Source organism: Streptomyces sp. NRRL F-6492, assembly GCF_001280125.1.
In the GTDB taxonomy this organism is placed as follows: Bacteria; Actinomycetota; Actinomycetes; order Streptomycetales; family Streptomycetaceae; genus Streptomyces.
Window position 1 is genome coordinate 25,932 of the sequence record NZ_LGEG01000248.1, and the last position, 14,405, is coordinate 40,336.

16 protein-coding genes are annotated in these 14,405 nt (G+C 73.1%); 7 read left to right on the forward strand and 9 right to left on the reverse strand.

The genetic code is table 11. The features are described 5' to 3' along the window. The first annotated feature begins 200 nt into the window (after nucleotides 1-200). Nucleotides 201-2,300 carry a PIG-L family deacetylase gene (locus ADL08_RS27395; RefSeq protein WP_053647593.1) on the forward strand — a complete coding sequence of 700 codons (2,100 nt, stop codon included), beginning with the start codon at nucleotides 201-203 and terminating at the stop codon, nucleotides 2,298-2,300. A gap of 25 nt (nucleotides 2,301-2,325) precedes the next feature. On the opposite strand, the gene ADL08_RS27400 is transcribed toward ADL08_RS27395, so the two are convergent. Together ADL08_RS27400 and ADL08_RS27405 are read right to left on the reverse strand one after the other, a co-directional pair. Further along, nucleotides 2,326-3,582 carry a cytochrome P450 family protein gene (locus ADL08_RS27400; protein WP_053647594.1) on the reverse strand — a complete coding sequence of 419 codons (1,257 nt, stop codon included), beginning with the start codon at nucleotides 3,580-3,582 and terminating at the stop codon, nucleotides 2,326-2,328. Next, complete coding sequence (locus tag ADL08_RS27405; RefSeq protein WP_053647596.1) at nucleotides 3,579-4,874, reverse strand: cytochrome P450; 1,296 nt, start codon at nucleotides 4,872-4,874, stop codon at nucleotides 3,579-3,581. Before ADL08_RS27405 ends, ADL08_RS27400 begins: the two co-directional genes overlap by 4 nt. A gap of 338 nt (nucleotides 4,875-5,212) precedes the next feature. Between ADL08_RS27405 and ADL08_RS27410 the strand changes: the two genes are divergently transcribed. After that, a complete protein-coding gene (locus ADL08_RS27410) occupies nucleotides 5,213-5,644 on the forward strand; it encodes a VOC family protein (RefSeq protein ID WP_053647598.1) in 432 nt (143 codons plus the stop codon). 82 nt (nucleotides 5,645-5,726) lie between these two features. On the opposite strand, the gene ADL08_RS27415 is transcribed toward ADL08_RS27410, so the two are convergent. The 4 genes from ADL08_RS27415 to ADL08_RS27425 are packed head-to-tail and all read right to left on the reverse strand — an operon-like array spanning nucleotide 5,727 to nucleotide 7,494. Further along, nucleotides 5,727-6,221, reverse strand: coding sequence for a GNAT family N-acetyltransferase (locus ADL08_RS27415; RefSeq protein WP_053647617.1), 495 nt, complete (start codon nucleotides 6,219-6,221; stop codon nucleotides 5,727-5,729). 41 nt (nucleotides 6,222-6,262) lie between these two features. Beyond that, nucleotides 6,263-6,787 (reverse strand): Imm21 family immunity protein, encoded by a 525-nt coding sequence (locus ADL08_RS27420; protein ID WP_053647600.1) that lies wholly within the window; start codon nucleotides 6,785-6,787, stop codon nucleotides 6,263-6,265. A gap of 40 nt (nucleotides 6,788-6,827) precedes the next feature. Next, nucleotides 6,828-6,959 (reverse strand): hypothetical protein, encoded by a 132-nt coding sequence (locus ADL08_RS38840; protein WP_267889591.1) that lies wholly within the window; start codon nucleotides 6,957-6,959, stop codon nucleotides 6,828-6,830. A 31-nt stretch (nucleotides 6,960-6,990) separates the two neighbouring features. Beyond that, the gene (locus ADL08_RS27425; protein WP_053647602.1) at nucleotides 6,991-7,494 is read right to left on the reverse strand and encodes a hypothetical protein; all 504 of its coding nucleotides are present in this window, start codon (nucleotides 7,492-7,494) and stop codon (nucleotides 6,991-6,993) included. A 235-nt stretch (nucleotides 7,495-7,729) separates the two neighbouring features. On the opposite strand from ADL08_RS27425, the gene ADL08_RS27430 reads away from it, so the two are divergent. Beyond that, the gene (locus ADL08_RS27430) at nucleotides 7,730-8,767 is read left to right on the forward strand and encodes an endonuclease/exonuclease/phosphatase family protein (protein ID WP_053669316.1); all 1,038 of its coding nucleotides are present in this window, start codon (nucleotides 7,730-7,732) and stop codon (nucleotides 8,765-8,767) included. 232 nt (nucleotides 8,768-8,999) lie between these two features. On the opposite strand, the gene ADL08_RS27435 is transcribed toward ADL08_RS27430, so the two are convergent. Beyond that, on the reverse strand, nucleotides 9,000-10,361 hold the full coding sequence (locus ADL08_RS27435; protein WP_053647606.1) for a glutamine synthetase family protein: 1,362 nt from the start codon (nucleotides 10,359-10,361) through the stop codon (nucleotides 9,000-9,002). A 288-nt stretch (nucleotides 10,362-10,649) separates the two neighbouring features. On the opposite strand from ADL08_RS27435, the gene ADL08_RS27440 reads away from it, so the two are divergent. The 4 genes from ADL08_RS27440 (at nucleotide 10,650) to ADL08_RS27455 (ending at nucleotide 12,936) form a co-directional block, all read left to right on the forward strand. Beyond that, entirely contained in the window at nucleotides 10,650-10,991 is a 342-nt protein-coding gene (locus ADL08_RS27440; RefSeq protein ID WP_234352282.1) for a hypothetical protein, read from the forward strand. A gap of 91 nt (nucleotides 10,992-11,082) precedes the next feature. After that, a complete protein-coding gene (locus ADL08_RS27445; RefSeq protein WP_053647610.1) occupies nucleotides 11,083-11,760 on the forward strand; it encodes a DUF3105 domain-containing protein in 678 nt (225 codons plus the stop codon). Beyond that, complete coding sequence (locus tag ADL08_RS27450; RefSeq protein WP_053647612.1) at nucleotides 11,757-12,386, forward strand: DUF305 domain-containing protein; 630 nt, start codon at nucleotides 11,757-11,759, stop codon at nucleotides 12,384-12,386. The genes ADL08_RS27445 and ADL08_RS27450 overlap by 4 nt, the downstream gene beginning before the upstream one ends. A gap of 130 nt (nucleotides 12,387-12,516) precedes the next feature. Next, on the forward strand, nucleotides 12,517-12,936 hold the full coding sequence (locus ADL08_RS27455) for a CBS domain-containing protein (RefSeq protein ID WP_053647614.1): 420 nt from the start codon (nucleotides 12,517-12,519) through the stop codon (nucleotides 12,934-12,936). Nucleotides 12,937-13,014: 78 nt separating this feature from the next. Here the strand turns inward: ADL08_RS27455 and ADL08_RS27460 are convergent, their stop codons facing one another. Beyond that, nucleotides 13,015-13,848 (reverse strand): alpha/beta fold hydrolase, encoded by an 834-nt coding sequence (locus ADL08_RS27460; protein ID WP_053647615.1) that lies wholly within the window; start codon nucleotides 13,846-13,848, stop codon nucleotides 13,015-13,017. Next, nucleotides 13,845-14,405: DUF998 domain-containing protein (locus tag ADL08_RS27465; RefSeq protein ID WP_078970588.1), on the reverse strand; the 561-nt coding region annotated here is incomplete at its 5' end. The genes ADL08_RS27460 and ADL08_RS27465, both read right to left, overlap by 4 nt.

Sequence of the window (14,405 nt, forward strand, 5' to 3'; positions counted from 1 at the left end):
CACGTGATGTCCCGCACATTGATCGCTTTTCGGGTCCGATGAACCGTATTTCTTGAAAGTCCGTCTTGCCGACCGCGAGACCCGCTCACCCGTGCGAACGGCGCCCCCGGCACCCCGGGGGCCGTACGCCTGCCCGCCCACCTGCCCGTCCGTCCTCTCCACCTGCCCGTCCGTCCTCTCCGAAAGCGCGCCGCCCACCCATGTCTGTCCGCCTCCGCCTCCGCCGCCCCCGCCGTTCCGACCTCCCGTCCCGTCGCGGGACCGCCGTGACCGCGGTCACGGCCGCCCTGGTGGGCGGCGCCCTCGCCGGGGTCCTCGCGGTGACGGGCACGCCGGAGGGGCCGGAGGCGCACGCGGCGACGGGCGCGAAGGCGGGAGGGCCCGCGCGGGGCCGGGCGGCGGCGAAGCCCGTACCGGCCCCGGCCTCCGGCTCCGCCTCGGTGGTGCAGTTCGTCGCGCACCCGGACGACGACCTGTTCTTCATGAACCCGGACATATCCCAGTCGCTCCGCTCCGGCAGCCCCCTGGCCTCCGTCTACCTCACCGCGGGCGAGTCGGACGGCGTCAACGCGCGCCCGCGCGACGCCGCCGGGACCGCGGCCGACAAGGCGGGCTACGCCGAGGCCCGGCAGAACGGCATCCGCGCCGCGTACGCCGAGATGGCGACGGGCAGCAGGACCAGCCCCTGGGACCGGGTCGCGATCCCCACGGCCGGCGGCGCGTGGGCCGAGCTGGACACCCTGCGGGCGAAGCCGCACGTCAAGCTGGTGTGGCTGCAGATACGCGAGGCCGGCTCCATCAGCGGCGACCGCCCGCACAGCCTCAACGGCCTCTGGCACGGCCGTGTGACCGAGCTCGGCTCCCAGCTGTCCGCCGGCACCCCGGCCACCGCCGACTTCTCGTACAACAAGCGGCAGGTCGTCGCGACCCTGACCGGGCTCCTGGAGCGCTTCCGGCCGACCTTCGTGCGGATGCAGGACCCGACCCCCGGCACGTACCCGGGGACGGGGACGTACCGGGACCACCAGGACCACCTGTACGGGGCGCGGTTCGTCCAGGAGGCGCTGGCCCGGTACGCGGAGCGGCCCGGACACCCGCACGTCGGCGTGCAGAACTACCTCGGCTACCCGACCAGCGCGCTGCCGCACACCCTCGACGCCGAGGCGGCGGGCGCCAAGCTGAAGACCCTGGAGACGTACGCCTGGCTGGACGGGGTCGCGGACTGCGGGACCCTCGCGGGCTGCGGCGACCTGAAGGTGGCCGCGCGGCCCGCCGGGCGGGGCTGGACCCAGACCGTCCGCTACGCCCGGGGGACCTCCACCTCCTGGGTCCAGCGGGACCCCGGCGGCGGCCTGCGCGCCTTCTCCGTCCTCGACGGGCGCCTCGCGACCTGGCGGAAGGCGGCGGACGCCGTCGTCTGGCGGGGGCCGGAGCTGCTGCCCGGCGGCGGCCTGGACAGCGGCGTCACCTCCGTGGCCCTGCCCGACGGCCGGATGTCGGTCTACGGCACCCGGACGGTGCTCGCGGACCGCCCCGCGGACTACCGCCGGGAGGTGGTGACCACCGTGCAGTCGGCGCCGGGCGGCGCCTTCGGCCCGTGGCGGTCCCTCGGCACCCCCGAGCGGGACGACGCCTCCGGCACCTCGGACATCAGCGCGCCCGCCGTGACCGTGGACGGCGGAGGCCGGGCGACCGTGGTCCTGCGGGACAGCGGCCACCGCCTCACCGCCCGCGAGCAGCTCGCCGGCGGGGACTGGGGGCCGTGGCGGGTCCTCGGCGGCGCGGACGTGCACGGCGACCCGGTGGCGGCGACGGACGCGGGCGGGCGCGGGTACGTCTTCGCGAGCACCCCGAAGACCGTCCTGGCGTGGGCGCGGCAGCACCCCGGCGGGCCGCTGACGGGCCCGGCGCCGACCGGTCTGCCGGCGACGACGCTGGCGCTGAGCGCGACCCCGTCGCCGGCCGGCGACGGGGTGCGGCTCTGGTTCCGCAAGCCGGCCTCGGGCGACCTGCGGAGCGCCGACTTCTCGGGTACGGCCCCGGCGTCCCCGTTCACGGAGCTGCCGGGCACCGGGGTGGCCGGCTTCGGCCCGGTGGGCGGCGGCGACGGCCTCCTCGCGGTCCGCTCCCGCACCGGCTTCCTGGCGACGGCGTCGCACGGCGGGACGGGGAGGACGGGGGCGGGGCCGGTGTGGACCCTGGACCGGTTCCTGTTCGCGGGGGCGCCGGACGCGGGCACGGACGGGGTCGCGGCGATCGGCCTGGACGGCCGGCTGCACTGGACCCCGGCGGGACGCTGAGCCGGGGCCTTCCGGCCCCGGGACGTCAGGCGTCCAGGAGTACGGGGAAGGCCTCCATGTCGTTCTGCGTCATCACGGGGAGCTTGCGGATGTCGGCGTCCGGCACCGCGAGCCGCAGCCGGGGGAAGCGGGCGAAGAGGGCGGGCAGGGCGATCCCGGCCTCGACGCGGGAGAGGGCGGCGCCGGGGCAGATGTGCGGGCCGTGGCCGAAGGTCATGTGCCGGACCGGGGCGGCCCGGGTGATGTCGAACGCGTCGGCGTCGGGGCCGTGCTGCTCGGGGTCGCGGCCGATCGCCCGGTAGGAGATGACCACGCCCTCGCCCTCGGCGACGACGCCGTCGCCCACCTCGACGTCCTCGGTGGCGAACCGCATGAGCAGATGGGTGGTGGGGGTGTCCCACCGCAGGGTCTCCTCGACGACGGCCTCCCAGGAGACCTCACCGTCCAGGACCAGCTTCAGCTGGTCGGGGTGGGCGAGCAGGGCGCGCACGGCGTTGAGGATGAGCCCGATCGTGGTCTCGTGCCCGGCGGCCACCATCGCCTTGAGGTTGCCGATCACCTCCTCCTCGGTCAGCGGCTCGCCGCCCTCGTCGGCGAGGATGAGCGCCGAGGTCAGGTCGTCGGTGGGCCGCGCGGTCTTCTCGCGGACGAGACCGGCGTAGAAGACGTCCAGGTCGGCCAGGAGGGCGAGGCGCTCGTCCTGCGGGGTGAGCATCGAGAAGAACTTCTTGTACTGCCGGGTGAGCATGGCGTTCGCGGCGGGGTCGACGCCCATCAGCATGCCGACGACCTTCATGGGCAGCGGCTGCGCGAACACGGACTTGAGGTCGACGACGGCGCCGTCCCGGCCGCCCTCCGCCAGGGCGTCGAGGAGCTCGGCGGTGAACTTCTCGATGTCGGGGCGTATCGCTTCGAGCCGGCGGGGGGTGAGCGCCTGCGAGGTCTTGGCCCGCAGCCGGCGGTGCTCGGCGCCGTCGACGGTGAACATGGACCGCCCGGCGTCGATCATGCCGATGAGCGGCCACGCGTGCGTGACCTCGCCGCTCCGCCACAGGCCCCAGGCGTCGAGGTCCTTCACGAGCCGGGGGTCGACCAGGAGCCGCCGGGCGTCGGCGTGCCGGGTGACGGCCCAGGCGGGCACCCCGAGCAGGTCGATCCGGGCCAGCGGACCGGCGTCGCGCAGCCGCGCGGTCTCGCCGTCCAGGTCCTGGACCATCGGGTCGATGACGACGGTCCCGCCGTCGCGGGCGGCGGTCTGTGCCGCGGCGTGGGGGCAGGTCACGAGAGGTCTCCTGTCGTACGAACGGGGGTGAACCGGACGGGGAGCGAAGTGGTGCCGCGCAGGAAGGCGGAGGGGCGCCGGACGAGTTCCCCGGCGGAGACGGCGAGTTCGAGGTCGGGCAGCCGGTCGAGGAGGACCTCGATGCCGGTGCGGACGATGATCTCGGCGATCTCCTGGGCGGGGAAGGGGCAGCGGTACTCGCCGTGGCTGAACGCCAGGTGCGCGCCGGCGCCTCCGTGGGCGGGCGCTCCGGACCCGGGGGCGCCCTGGCGGATCAGCGGGTCGGTGTTGGCGGCGCCGAGGCCGAGCAGCAGCATGTCCCCGGCCCTGATGTGCTGTCCGCCGAGCCGGGTGTCCCGTACGGCCCAGCGTCCGGCGAGGATCTGGGTGGGGGCGTCCTCCCACAGCACCTCGGTGGTGGCTTCGGAGACGCTGCGCCGGCCGCCGGCCATCGAGTCGGCGAACTCGTCCTCGGTGAGCATCAGGCGCAGGGAGTTGCCGAGCCAGTCGGCGGTGGTGAGGTGCCCGGCGGCCGTGACGGCCATCAGGTCGAGCACGTACTCCTCGTCGGTGAACGCCTCGGGGAAGGCGAGCATGCGGGAGGTGACGTCGTCGCCGGGCGCGGCCCGCTTCGCGGCGACCAGGCGCGCCATGTGCTCGCCGAACCGCTGGTGGGCGCTCTGCGCGCCGGGCCCGCCGTCGGCCAGGTCCTTGAGCACCTCGGCGATGTCGTCGCCCTCGTCGTCGGGGAAGCCGACGAGGCGGGCGAGGACGAGGACGGGGAGGGGTTCGCAGAAGTCGGCCACGAGGTCGGCCGCGCCCCGGCCGCAGACGGCGTCGACGAGCCGGTCGGCGAGCTGCTCGCAGTGCCCGCGGATCTCGAAGGGGTCGGCGCCCTCCAGGGCGGGGACCACCATCCGGACGTGCCGCCGGTGCTCCTCCCCCGCGGTGAAGTAGATGGACGGCAGGGGCCGTCCGACCATCGGGAGCAGCGGCCAGTCGGCCGGGATGCGCGGCCACTGGTTCCACAGGCCCACGTCGCGCGGGAACAGCTCGCCGTCGCTGGTGACCCGGTGGAGCTCGCGGTACCCGACGACCAGCCAGGCGGGCACCCCGCCGGGCAGCTCGACGGGGACGACGGGCCCGTGGTCGCGCCGCATGGCCCGGTAGAGGGCCTGGGGGTCGACCTGGAACCCGGGGCCGTCGAGCGGGACGGCGGCGGGGGCGGCATGGGCCGGGCACCCGGGGGGCGGCTGCTCCGGAGGCGGCTGCTCCGGATGGGGGCGCGTCATGAGTCCTGAACTCCCGACTCCTGTGGCGACAGCCGCACGTGTCGCGTTCATGTGATCAACGCTGGCTCACTATAGGGAGGTTGTGTGTCGCGGGAGCACTCAATCGCGATCAATTCCGCACAGTGGGCAGAAGATGCAAGCCAGTTGACGATCGGTGGCGGAACAAGAAGGAACAAGGGGGAGCATTCCCACCCCGGTGGACCCTCCCGGTGCGAGAACCGGACGACGGGAACGACGGTTTTCCGTCAGGTCGAGGTGCGGGGCCCGTCCGGGTGGGCGACGGTGGAAGAACCCGGCACCCGGCACCCGAGCCTCCTGGAACAAAAAGAGGAGAACCCATGAAATGGACACTGGAAGTCGTCCCGGTCCCCGTCACGGACATGGACCGGTCGAAGGAGTTCTACGGCGAGAAGTGCGGCTTCACCGTCGACCTGGACGACGAGATGGCCCCCGGCATGCGGATCGTCCAGGTGACCCCGCCGGGCTCGCGCTGTTCGATCGCGATGCTGAGCGGGATGCCACCGATGCCGGGCGCGCGGCAGACGCCCCCGGGCGGCCTGCACGGCCTCCAGCTCTGCGTCACGGACATCGAGGCGGCGCGGAAGGAGCTGGTGGCCCGGGGCGTCGAGGTCTCGCCGGTGATGCACGTGGGCGCGACGGGCTGGGAGGAGGGGAAGGGCGGCACCTGGAACTCGTTCATGACCTTCGAGGACCCGGACGGCAACGGCTGGGTGGTGCAGGAGGCGCCGTCGGAGCTGTCGGAACGCTGAGGGGCCGGGGAGTCCCGGAACCCCGGGCGTCCCAGGACTCCGGACGCGTCAGGACCCCGGGCGTCCCAGGACTCCGGACGCGTCAGAACCCCACGTAGAAGTGCCGGAGTTCGCCGCTCTCCGCGACGCACCGCATCCCGGCGGCCTCCATGACCCGGTGCGAGGCCGGGTTGTCCAGGTCGGCGTCCCCCTTCACCCCGGCGACGCCGGCCACCCGGGCGGTTTCGAGGAGCGCGCGCAGGGCCTCGGAGGCGTACCCCTTCCCGCGTGCGCCGGGCACGAGCCCGTACCCCACGGTCACGACCCCGACCTCGTCGGGCGGCCCGTGGAACCCGATCCCGCCGACGGTGACGCCGCTGTCGGAAAGCCGTATCTCATACGCCCGGAAGACCCCGGGATCCCCGCGCTCGGCAACGCCCCGCAGAAAGCCGGTGCACCCCCGGACGTCCCCGTCCTGGGGATACCCCTCAGCCCAGAGGTCCCCGGCGAGGGGCGTCCGCGCGACGATCCGCTCGGCGACGTCGACGGTCAACGGGTGCAGGAGAAGCCGCGCGGTGGCGACGAAGGGGATCTTCACCCCGGCAGTGTGAACGCCCGCCACGAACCGGACAACAGGTTTTACCAGGCCAGGAGCCGCACGACGCCGACCCGGACGTCCCCGCCCGCCGACTGATGGGCCCCGACCCGCCACCGGCCCGCAGGCAGGTCGACGCCAGCCTGTTCCGGCATCCCCATGCCGTCGGGGTACGGCGTCCCGAGGCCGGCCCCGGCGTCGGCGGAGTCCATGAGCACGGCGGCCCCGTCCGTCTCCCAGACGCCGCACTCCTCCCAGGGGGTACGGGGGTCGTCCAACAGGGCCTCGGCGGCGGCGACCAGTTCCTCCTCGGAGCCGGCCCCGAGCCACCGCACGAAGGCCCGCCGCCCGGGCAGGTACCGAGTCGTGGCGGGCTCGTCCCCGAGGACGAGGACGTTCCCACCGATCACCCCGGCGAGCTCCTCCACCGCGCAGGCCCGGTCGTAGTCGTCCACCACCGTCCCGCCCCCGACGAGCACCCCGTCCTCCGTGCACCCGCTCCACTGCCGAAGCCCCGACACCGACACCACGACGAGCGGCCCGCCCATGGATTCGACCCAGTTCTCCATGCGGCGAGCATGCCACCGCCCACCGACAACACCCCCGGCCTCAGCGCGGCTCCGACGGCTCGACCCGCCCGAGCACCACCGCGACGACCGACCACGCCTTCCGGTCGCTGCGGCGCGGCGCGGCGAAGTCGTGCCCGGCGCACGACATGGGCGCGGAGGGCAGGGGTGACATCGGCGGCCTCGGGCTGTCCCGCGGTGGCCGCTCACGGCTCCGGGAACGGCGGGGTGCTGTCCATCGTCAGCAGCAGTTTCCGCGCGGGTGCGGCCTCCTCCGGCCGTACGGACGAGGCGAGGCCCTCGACGGCCGGTCGGCCCGCGTGGACCGCCGCCCTCGCGGCTGTCTCCCAGCCGGTCTGCCGCCGGTAATCCGCGTGGTCCTCCCGGCCCCGGGTCGCCGCGGCAGCGGAGTGCCACTGGTCGGCCCGGCAGATGTTTCCCAGCAGGTCCAGCAGCTCGGCCTTGCACGCCACGTGCGGGGAACCGGCCAGTTCGAGGAGGAACGGGACCGTGGGAGCCGTCGCCTCGCCGACGACGAACCCCAGCGCGCAGATCGCATCGCCCAAGTCGTCGACGGCGATACGGGCCGTGCTCTCGTCCCCGTACGCGATCCGGGACAGCAGAGGAGGAACACCGCCGGCCGCGGCCCCCGTCGCGTAGCGCAGCTCTCCCCAGCGGACCCCGGAGACACCTCTCAACAGACTTCCCATGCCCTGATCCTCACCAGCTCCTCGTAGCGGCCCCGACAATCCCTCGACCATGACGAGGCCCCGCTCATCCGGTCTGGCGCTAGGCCGCTTCCTTCGGATCACCTCGCTGACCAGCGAGTCGGGCCGTCTGGGTGGGGGGTGAGAGCCGATATGCGCGTACGCGGCCGTCTCGACGCCGGTCGAGGGCGGTGTGAGAAAATGCGCGCCGCCTAATCGATCTTGAAAGGATATGTCGATGCGCGCGATATTCAGAGCACTACTGGCCGCGGTCTTCTCTGTCGGGCTCCTCTTCACGGCGGGGACCGCACCAGCCACGGCGGACATCGTCGATAGGGATACCGCCCCCAGCCTACGCTTCATCTCCTACAACGTCTGTGGCGCTTCGAGCACCTGCAGGACCCGGGACGACGCGGGAAAGGTGGAGTGGCGGGACGCCGTCGTCCACACGATCGACCACTGGGACGCGGACCTGGTCATGCTCCAGGAAGTCTGTCACGGGCAGTGGTTGATGCTGCGCGAACACCTGGCGAGCCGTTCCGGCGTCAAGTACGACACCGCCTGGGGTGCGGCGCTCCCGTCCGCCTCCGGCTGCAAGCGGTGGGACCCCACCCCGAAAACCGACGAGCCGGGTGAACTGCGTTTCGGTCTCGCCATCTTCGCGAAGGGCGGCCCCGGCACGATCGACCTGAACTCCAGGAGGGTCACCCTGCTTCCCGAGCCGACGCAGGCGGAGAACCGCATCCTCCTGTGTGCCAAGGCCACGGTGGATGCTCGTACCGTCCGCGCCTGCAACACCCACATCGACTTCAACGCACCGAACACCACGGCCCAGACCGCCGAGGTCGCCACGATCGCCGGTGACTTCGCCAACGCGGGGGAGCCTGTGGTGCTTGCCGGAGACTTCAACCAGCAGCCCAAGCACCCCGACATGAATCCTCTCTACAGGCACGGCAAGGACACCGAGGGAAACCTTGCGACCGGCGTTTTCCAGGAGGTCGACGAGAACGACAAGAGCCAGTTCACCAAGCCGGATCCGGTGTTGGAGCCGGATGCGGACCCGGCCTCGGGCTGCGAGCAGAGCTGGGACCTGTGCCGCAGCGGTGAGCCCACCGCCAGCAAGGAGTGCTCGGAGCACACCACGAGCAAAGCGAAGATCGACTACATCTTCCTGAGCCACTCCTGGTTCACGACGGTACGCGGGGACTCCATGGAGTGCACGGACAAGGTGGCGGACCACCACCTCCTGCGCGGCGCCGCCGCGTGGGAGAACTAAAGCGTGTGTCGAAAGCCCCGTCGACGCGACGCTGCCGTGGCTCCGGACGGATGGACCGCTCGCGGCGAAGCGGCCGCTCTTCTCCCTCCGTGGCGGTGGAGCCGTGCGCCGGACCGACTTCCACCGATTCGGGCCGGACGGTCCGGAGCGCGCAAGACGAACTCAGGGCCGGCGGCTGACCGCCGCCGGCCCTGATCGTTGTTCGTGAGGTCTTCGCTCCTCTGACCCGCGCTTACAGCACCGGCAGGTTCTTCCGCAGCTCGAAGGCCGTGACCTCCGAGCGGTACTCCTCCCACTCCTGCTTCTTGTTGCGCAGGAAGAAGTCGAAGACGTGCTCGCCCAGCGTCTCCGCGACCAGTTCGCTCTTCTCCATGAGGGCGATCGCCTCGCCGAGGTTCTGCGGGAGGGGCTCGATGCCCATCGCGCGGCGTTCCGAGTCGGAGAGGGCCCAGACGTCGTCGTCGGCGCCGGCCGGGAGTTCGTAGCCCTCCTCGATGCCCTTGAGGCCGGCCGCGAGGAGGACGGCGTAGGTCAGGTAGGGGTTGGCGCCCGAGTCGATGGAGCGGACCTCGACGCGGGAGGAGCCCGTCTTGCCCGGCTTGTACATGGGGACCCGGATGAGGGCCGAGCGGTTGTTGTGGCCCCAGCAGATGTACGAGGGGGCCTCGCCGCCCGAGCCGGCCGTGCGCGACGAGCCGCCCCAGATGCGCTTGTACGAGTTGACCCACTGGTTGGTGACGGCCGAGATCTCGCCCGCGTGCTTCAGGAGGCCCGCGATGAAGGAGCGGCCGACCTTGGAGAGCTGGTACTCGGCGCCCGACTCGTAGAAGGCGTTCCGGTCGCCCTCGAAGAGGGAGAGGTGGGTGTGCATGCCCGAGCCCGGGTACTCCGAGAACGGCTTCGGCATGAAGGTGGCCTGGACGCCCTGTTCGAGGGCGACCTGCTTCATGACGAGGCGGAAGGTCATGATGTTGTCGGCCGTCGACAGCGCGTCGGCGTAGCGGAGGTCGATCTCCTGCTGGCCCGGAGCGCCCTCGTGGTGGGAGAACTCGACCGAAATGCCCATCGACTCCAGCATGGTGATCGCCTGGCGGCGGAAGTCCATGCCGACGTTCTGCGGGGTGTGGTCGAAGTAGCCCGAGTTGTCGGCCGGGGTGGGCCGGGAGCCGTCGAGCGGCTTGTCCTTCAGGAGGAAGAACTCGATCTCGGGGTGGGTGTAGAAGGTGAAGCCCAGGTCCGAGGTCTTGGCCAGGGCCCGCTTCAGGACGTAACGGGGGTCCGCGAAGGACGGCGAGCCGTCCGGCATCAGGATGTCGCAGAACATCCGGGCCGTGCCCGGGGCCTCCGCGCGCCAAGGCAGGATCTGGAACGTGCCCGGATCCGGCTTGGCGATCATGTCCGACTCGTAGACCCGGGCGAAGCCCTCGATCGCGGAGCCGTCGAAGCCGATGCCCTCGTCGAAGGCCTGCTCCAGTTCGGCCGGCGCCACGGCCACCGACTTGAGGAAGCCGAGCACGTCGGTGAACCACAGGCGCACGAAGCGGATGTCGCGCTCTTCGAGCGTACGGAGCACGAATTCCTGCTGCTTGTCCATTTCCACACCCATCCTCGCTGGTCAGGCCGCCTGTCCCACCGCCTCGGGCACTCGGGGGCACCTGAGCATCCCACCACATGGTTTCGCGCACGTTGCACACCCATACTGCCTGCTCGGTTGTGACTCAGGTAACGGGGGACGGGCCCTTCCCGTCGGCCGCCGCTCCTCCTCCGCCCGCCCCCGGGCAGCCGGTGGCACCCCGTTCGGCCCACGGAGGGCCCGCGCCCACTACGATCTCCGCCCATGGGGGCCACACGGCTCGTACGCCCGTCCCGGCACGCGCGTCCCATGGCACTGGTGAGTGCCGTGGCGACGCTCCTCGCCGCGCTCTTCTTCTGCCTGGGGGCCGGGCCGGGGTCGGAGTCCCATCACGGGCCGGTCCCGGAGCAGCGGGTGCGGGCGGCGACCGCCGTCGCCGTCGAGTACGTCTGCCCGTACGACCGCGGCGGCTGCTCCCTCTTCCCCTCGCTCTCCCCCGCGGTGCTCGGCGCGCCCCCGCTCGATCCCCCGCTCCAGGCGGCGGACGGGCTTCCGCGCCCCGCCCCGGTCTCCGGCGACGGGTCGGCGGGCCGCTCCGGCGTCCGGCCGCGCGCGCCGGACCTGCACGTCCTTCAGGTGCTCCGGACCTAGGGGCGGGAAGGGCGGTCTCCCCGCCCGCGCCGCCGCACGTCCGTGCCCGAACCGAACTCCACCCCCACTCCCGAAGAAGGACGACACCACCATGGCCGCCAACCGCTCCGCCAACGCCGACCGCCGCGCCCGAATAGAGGAGATGCGCCGCGCCGAGCAGGCCCGCGAGCGCCGCAACCGTCTGATCACCATCGGCGTCTCGACCGTCGTCGTCCTCGGCCTCGTCGGCTTCGGCGGCTTCGTGCTGATGAAGAAGTCCGACGAGCAGGACAAGAAGGAGGCCGCCGCCAAGGCCCCCATCTCCGCCGAGAAGACCTGGGACCCCAAGAAGCTCGGCCGCAACCACGTCCAGACGGCCGTGAAGTACGACATGAAGCCGCCGGTCGGCGGCGACCACAACCCGGTCTGGATGAACTGCGACGGCGACGTCTACGCGAAGGCGATCCCCGACGTGAACGCCGTGCACTCCCTGGAGCACGGCGCCGTCTGGGTGACCTACAACAAGCAGGCCCCCAAGGGCGACGTGGAGAAGCTGGCCGCGAAGGTCGGCAAGACCAAGTACACGCTGATGAGCCCCGTGGACGACCAGGCCGGGGCCATCACGCTGTCCGCCTGGGGCAAGCAGGTGACCGTGGACGGCGCGGACGACCCGCGCGTCGACGCCTTCCTCACCAAGTACGTGCAGGGTCCGCAGACCCCGGAGCCGGGCGCGGCCTGCACGGGCGGGCTCGACGCGGCGGGCGCGGCCGGCGCCGGGATGGGCCAGTGAGGCCGAACCGCACGCAGGGGGCGGCGATCGCCGCCGTCGCCCTCGCGGTGCTCTTCGCCGGGGGCGCCGTCACCGTCGCCTCCGCGGACCGCGACGAGGCGCCCGCCGTCCCCGTCTCCACGTCGGCGGACGCCGGGTTCGCCCGGGACATGGCCGTCCACCACCAGCAGGCCGTCGAGATGTCGTTCATCGTCCGGGACCGGACGAAGGACGAGGCCGTGCGCCGGCTCGCGTACGACATCGCCAACACGCAGGCCAACCAGCGGGGCATGATGCTCGGCTGGCTCGACCTGTGGGGGCTGCCCAAGAACGAGTCCGGCGTCGAGCCGATGAGCTGGATGGGCATGGGCGGCTCGGGCGACACCGGCCCGCTGGACGGGGCGCTCATGCCGGGCATGGCGACCAAGACGCGGATCGAGGAGCTCCGGAAGGCCAGTGGCCGGGAGGCCGAGGTCCTGTACCTGAAGCTCATGACCGAGCACCACAGGGGCGGGGTCCACATGGCCGAGGGCTGCGTCCAGAAGTGCGCGGTGGGCGTCGAGCGGGCGCTCGCCCGGGGCATGGTCGACGCGCAGAAGTCCGAGATGCTGATGATGGCGGACATGCTGAAGGAGCGCGGGGCCTGATCCCGGGCTCCCGGAAGGGCGCCACGGCCCCCGTGACCCGCTGCGGTCGCGGGGGCCGTGCCGTGCGCCGACAATGGGTGGGCTCGGGGATTCGTACGACCACGTTCGACGACGAAAGGTACGCGACCCCATGACCACGGCGAAGGACATCATGCACTCCGGGGCCCAGTGGATCCCGGCTCACGAGACGCTCGACCGCGCCGCGCAGCTGATGCGCGACCTGAACGTGGGCGCGCTGCCCATCGCCGACGAGAACGAACGTCTCTGCGGCATCCTCACGGACCGCGACATCGTCGTCGGCTGCGTGGCCATGGGCCACGACCCGGCCGAGGTGACCTGCGGCGAGATGGCCAAGGGCACCCCGCGCTGGGTCGAGTCGGACGCCGACGTGGGCGCCGTCCTGGAGGAGATGCAGAGCCACCGGATCAAGCGGCTGCCCGTCATCGAGGAGAAGCGGCTCGTCGGCATGATCAGCGAGGCCGAACTGGCGCAGCACCTGTCGGACGAGCAGATCAAGGCGTTCTGCATGAGCGTCTACGCGTCCTCCTGAGCGTCCTCCTGACGGCTCCGGACCCCATGGGCGTCGTCTGCGCGCCCTTGTGACGGCTCCGGACCCCCATGGGCGTCTCTAACCGACCTCCTGACGGCTCCGGACGTCCAGGACCGCCCGGGCCACCGCGTCCGGGCGGTCCCGCATGACCAGATGGCCCGACGGCTCGGCCGCCTCGTAGCGGGCGCCGAGCCGCCGGGCCAGGGCGCGCTGGCGCCGCTCCCAGCGGGCGGAGCCGTCGGGGGCGGCGAGGACGGTGACGGGGAGGCCGGGCGGAAGGGGGTGGTCCTCCCGCAGGGCGAGGAGTCCGGCGGCGACGGCGCCGTAGTGGGCGTTCTCCAGGAGCGTGCCGCGCAGCACGCGCGAGGTGCGGTAGACGCGGCGGACGAGGGCGGGGTCGGCGCGCGGGGCCCCCGCCCGTACGGTCCCCGCCCGGACCGCGAGGTCCCGGACCGCGGGGCCGAGCGCCGCCGGGAGTCCGGCGGCGCAGAGGGCGGCGCCGAGGAGGCGGGCGGGCGCGGTGGTGCGGGACGGCCGGGGGTCCTCCTCCACCGAGGAGTCGACGAGGACCAGGCCGGCGGTCCGGTCCGGGTGCAGCCGGGCGAAGGCCTCCGCGTGGAACCCGGCGATCGAGTGCCCGACGACGACGGCGGGCCCCCGGTGGCCGAGCGCGTCGAGGACGGCCGCGATCCGGTCCGCCTCGCCCGCCGCCGTCGGCGGGACGGCCGCCGGGGCGGAGAGGCCGTGGCCGGGGCGGTCGAAGCGGACGACCGTGCGGTACGGGGCGAGGTGCGGGACGACCGGGTCCCAGTCGAACCAGCTCATGCCGAGGCCGGCGCCGAGGACGCAGACGGGTCCCGAGCCGTCGGTCACCACGTGGTGGGGCACGCCCCCGATCCGTACGAAGGTCACCGGCCCTCCCTCCGTCCTTCCGTGGCGAGGGAGTGGGCGAGGACGGCGAGCCACGCGGCCACCAGGAGGACCTGGAGCCGCTGCCCCGCGCCCAGCGCCCAGACGCCCTTCCCGGCCTCGAAGGCGGCGACGGCGGCGAGGGTCCAGGCGGTGGCGGCGGACTCCAGGGCGACCAGGGCCGGTCCGGCCCGGGCGAGGGACCGGCGGCGGTCGCGCCGGCGGGCGGCGACGGTCAGGGCGACCAGGGCCGCGAGCGCGCCCGTCATCGCCAGGCTCGAACTGACGGCGTGGGCCGCGTGGGTGGCGGGGACGAGCCCGGCGGTCTCGCGCGCCGCGCACACGGGATCGGCGGTCGGGGCGCAGCTGAGCGGCAGCCGGGAGTCGGCGACGGTGGCGGCCCCGAAGACGGCGAGGGCGATCCAGCCGCCGACGGCCCAGGGGTCGCGCCCGGCCGGACGGCCGCCGGACCCGTGGCCCGTACGGCCACCGAGTCCGTTTCCCGCACGGCTCCCCGGCCCCGACCCGCCGGGCCCCCCGGACCCGCCGCGCCTCCCCCG

Excerpts from the sequence above, each read along its gene's own strand:
- ADL08_RS27395 (WP_053647593.1), top strand. The coding sequence starts at position 201 with ATGTCTGTCCGCCTCCGCCTCCGCCGCCCCCGCCGTTCCGACCTCCCG.
- ADL08_RS27405 (WP_053647596.1), bottom strand. The coding sequence starts at position 4,874 with ATGACGCGCCCCCATCCGGAGCAGCCGCCTCCGGAGCAGCCGCCCCCC.
- ADL08_RS27410 (WP_053647598.1), top strand. The coding sequence starts at position 5,213 with ATGAAATGGACACTGGAAGTCGTCCCGGTCCCCGTCACGGACATGGAC.
- ADL08_RS27420 (WP_053647600.1), bottom strand. The coding sequence starts at position 6,787 with ATGGAGAACTGGGTCGAATCCATGGGCGGGCCGCTCGTCGTGGTGTCG.
- ADL08_RS38840 (WP_267889591.1), bottom strand. The coding sequence starts at position 6,959 with ATGTCACCCCTGCCCTCCGCGCCCATGTCGTGCGCCGGGCACGACTTC.
- ADL08_RS27425 (WP_053647602.1), bottom strand. The coding sequence starts at position 7,494 with ATGGGAAGTCTGTTGAGAGGTGTCTCCGGGGTCCGCTGGGGAGAGCTG.
- ADL08_RS27430 (WP_053669316.1), top strand. The coding sequence starts at position 7,730 with ATGCGCGCGATATTCAGAGCACTACTGGCCGCGGTCTTCTCTGTCGGG.
- ADL08_RS27435 (WP_053647606.1), bottom strand. The coding sequence starts at position 10,361 with ATGGACAAGCAGCAGGAATTCGTGCTCCGTACGCTCGAAGAGCGCGAC.
- ADL08_RS27440 (WP_234352282.1), top strand. The coding sequence starts at position 10,650 with ATGGCACTGGTGAGTGCCGTGGCGACGCTCCTCGCCGCGCTCTTCTTC.
- ADL08_RS27445 (WP_053647610.1), top strand. The coding sequence starts at position 11,083 with ATGGCCGCCAACCGCTCCGCCAACGCCGACCGCCGCGCCCGAATAGAG.
- ADL08_RS27455 (WP_053647614.1), top strand. The coding sequence starts at position 12,517 with ATGACCACGGCGAAGGACATCATGCACTCCGGGGCCCAGTGGATCCCG.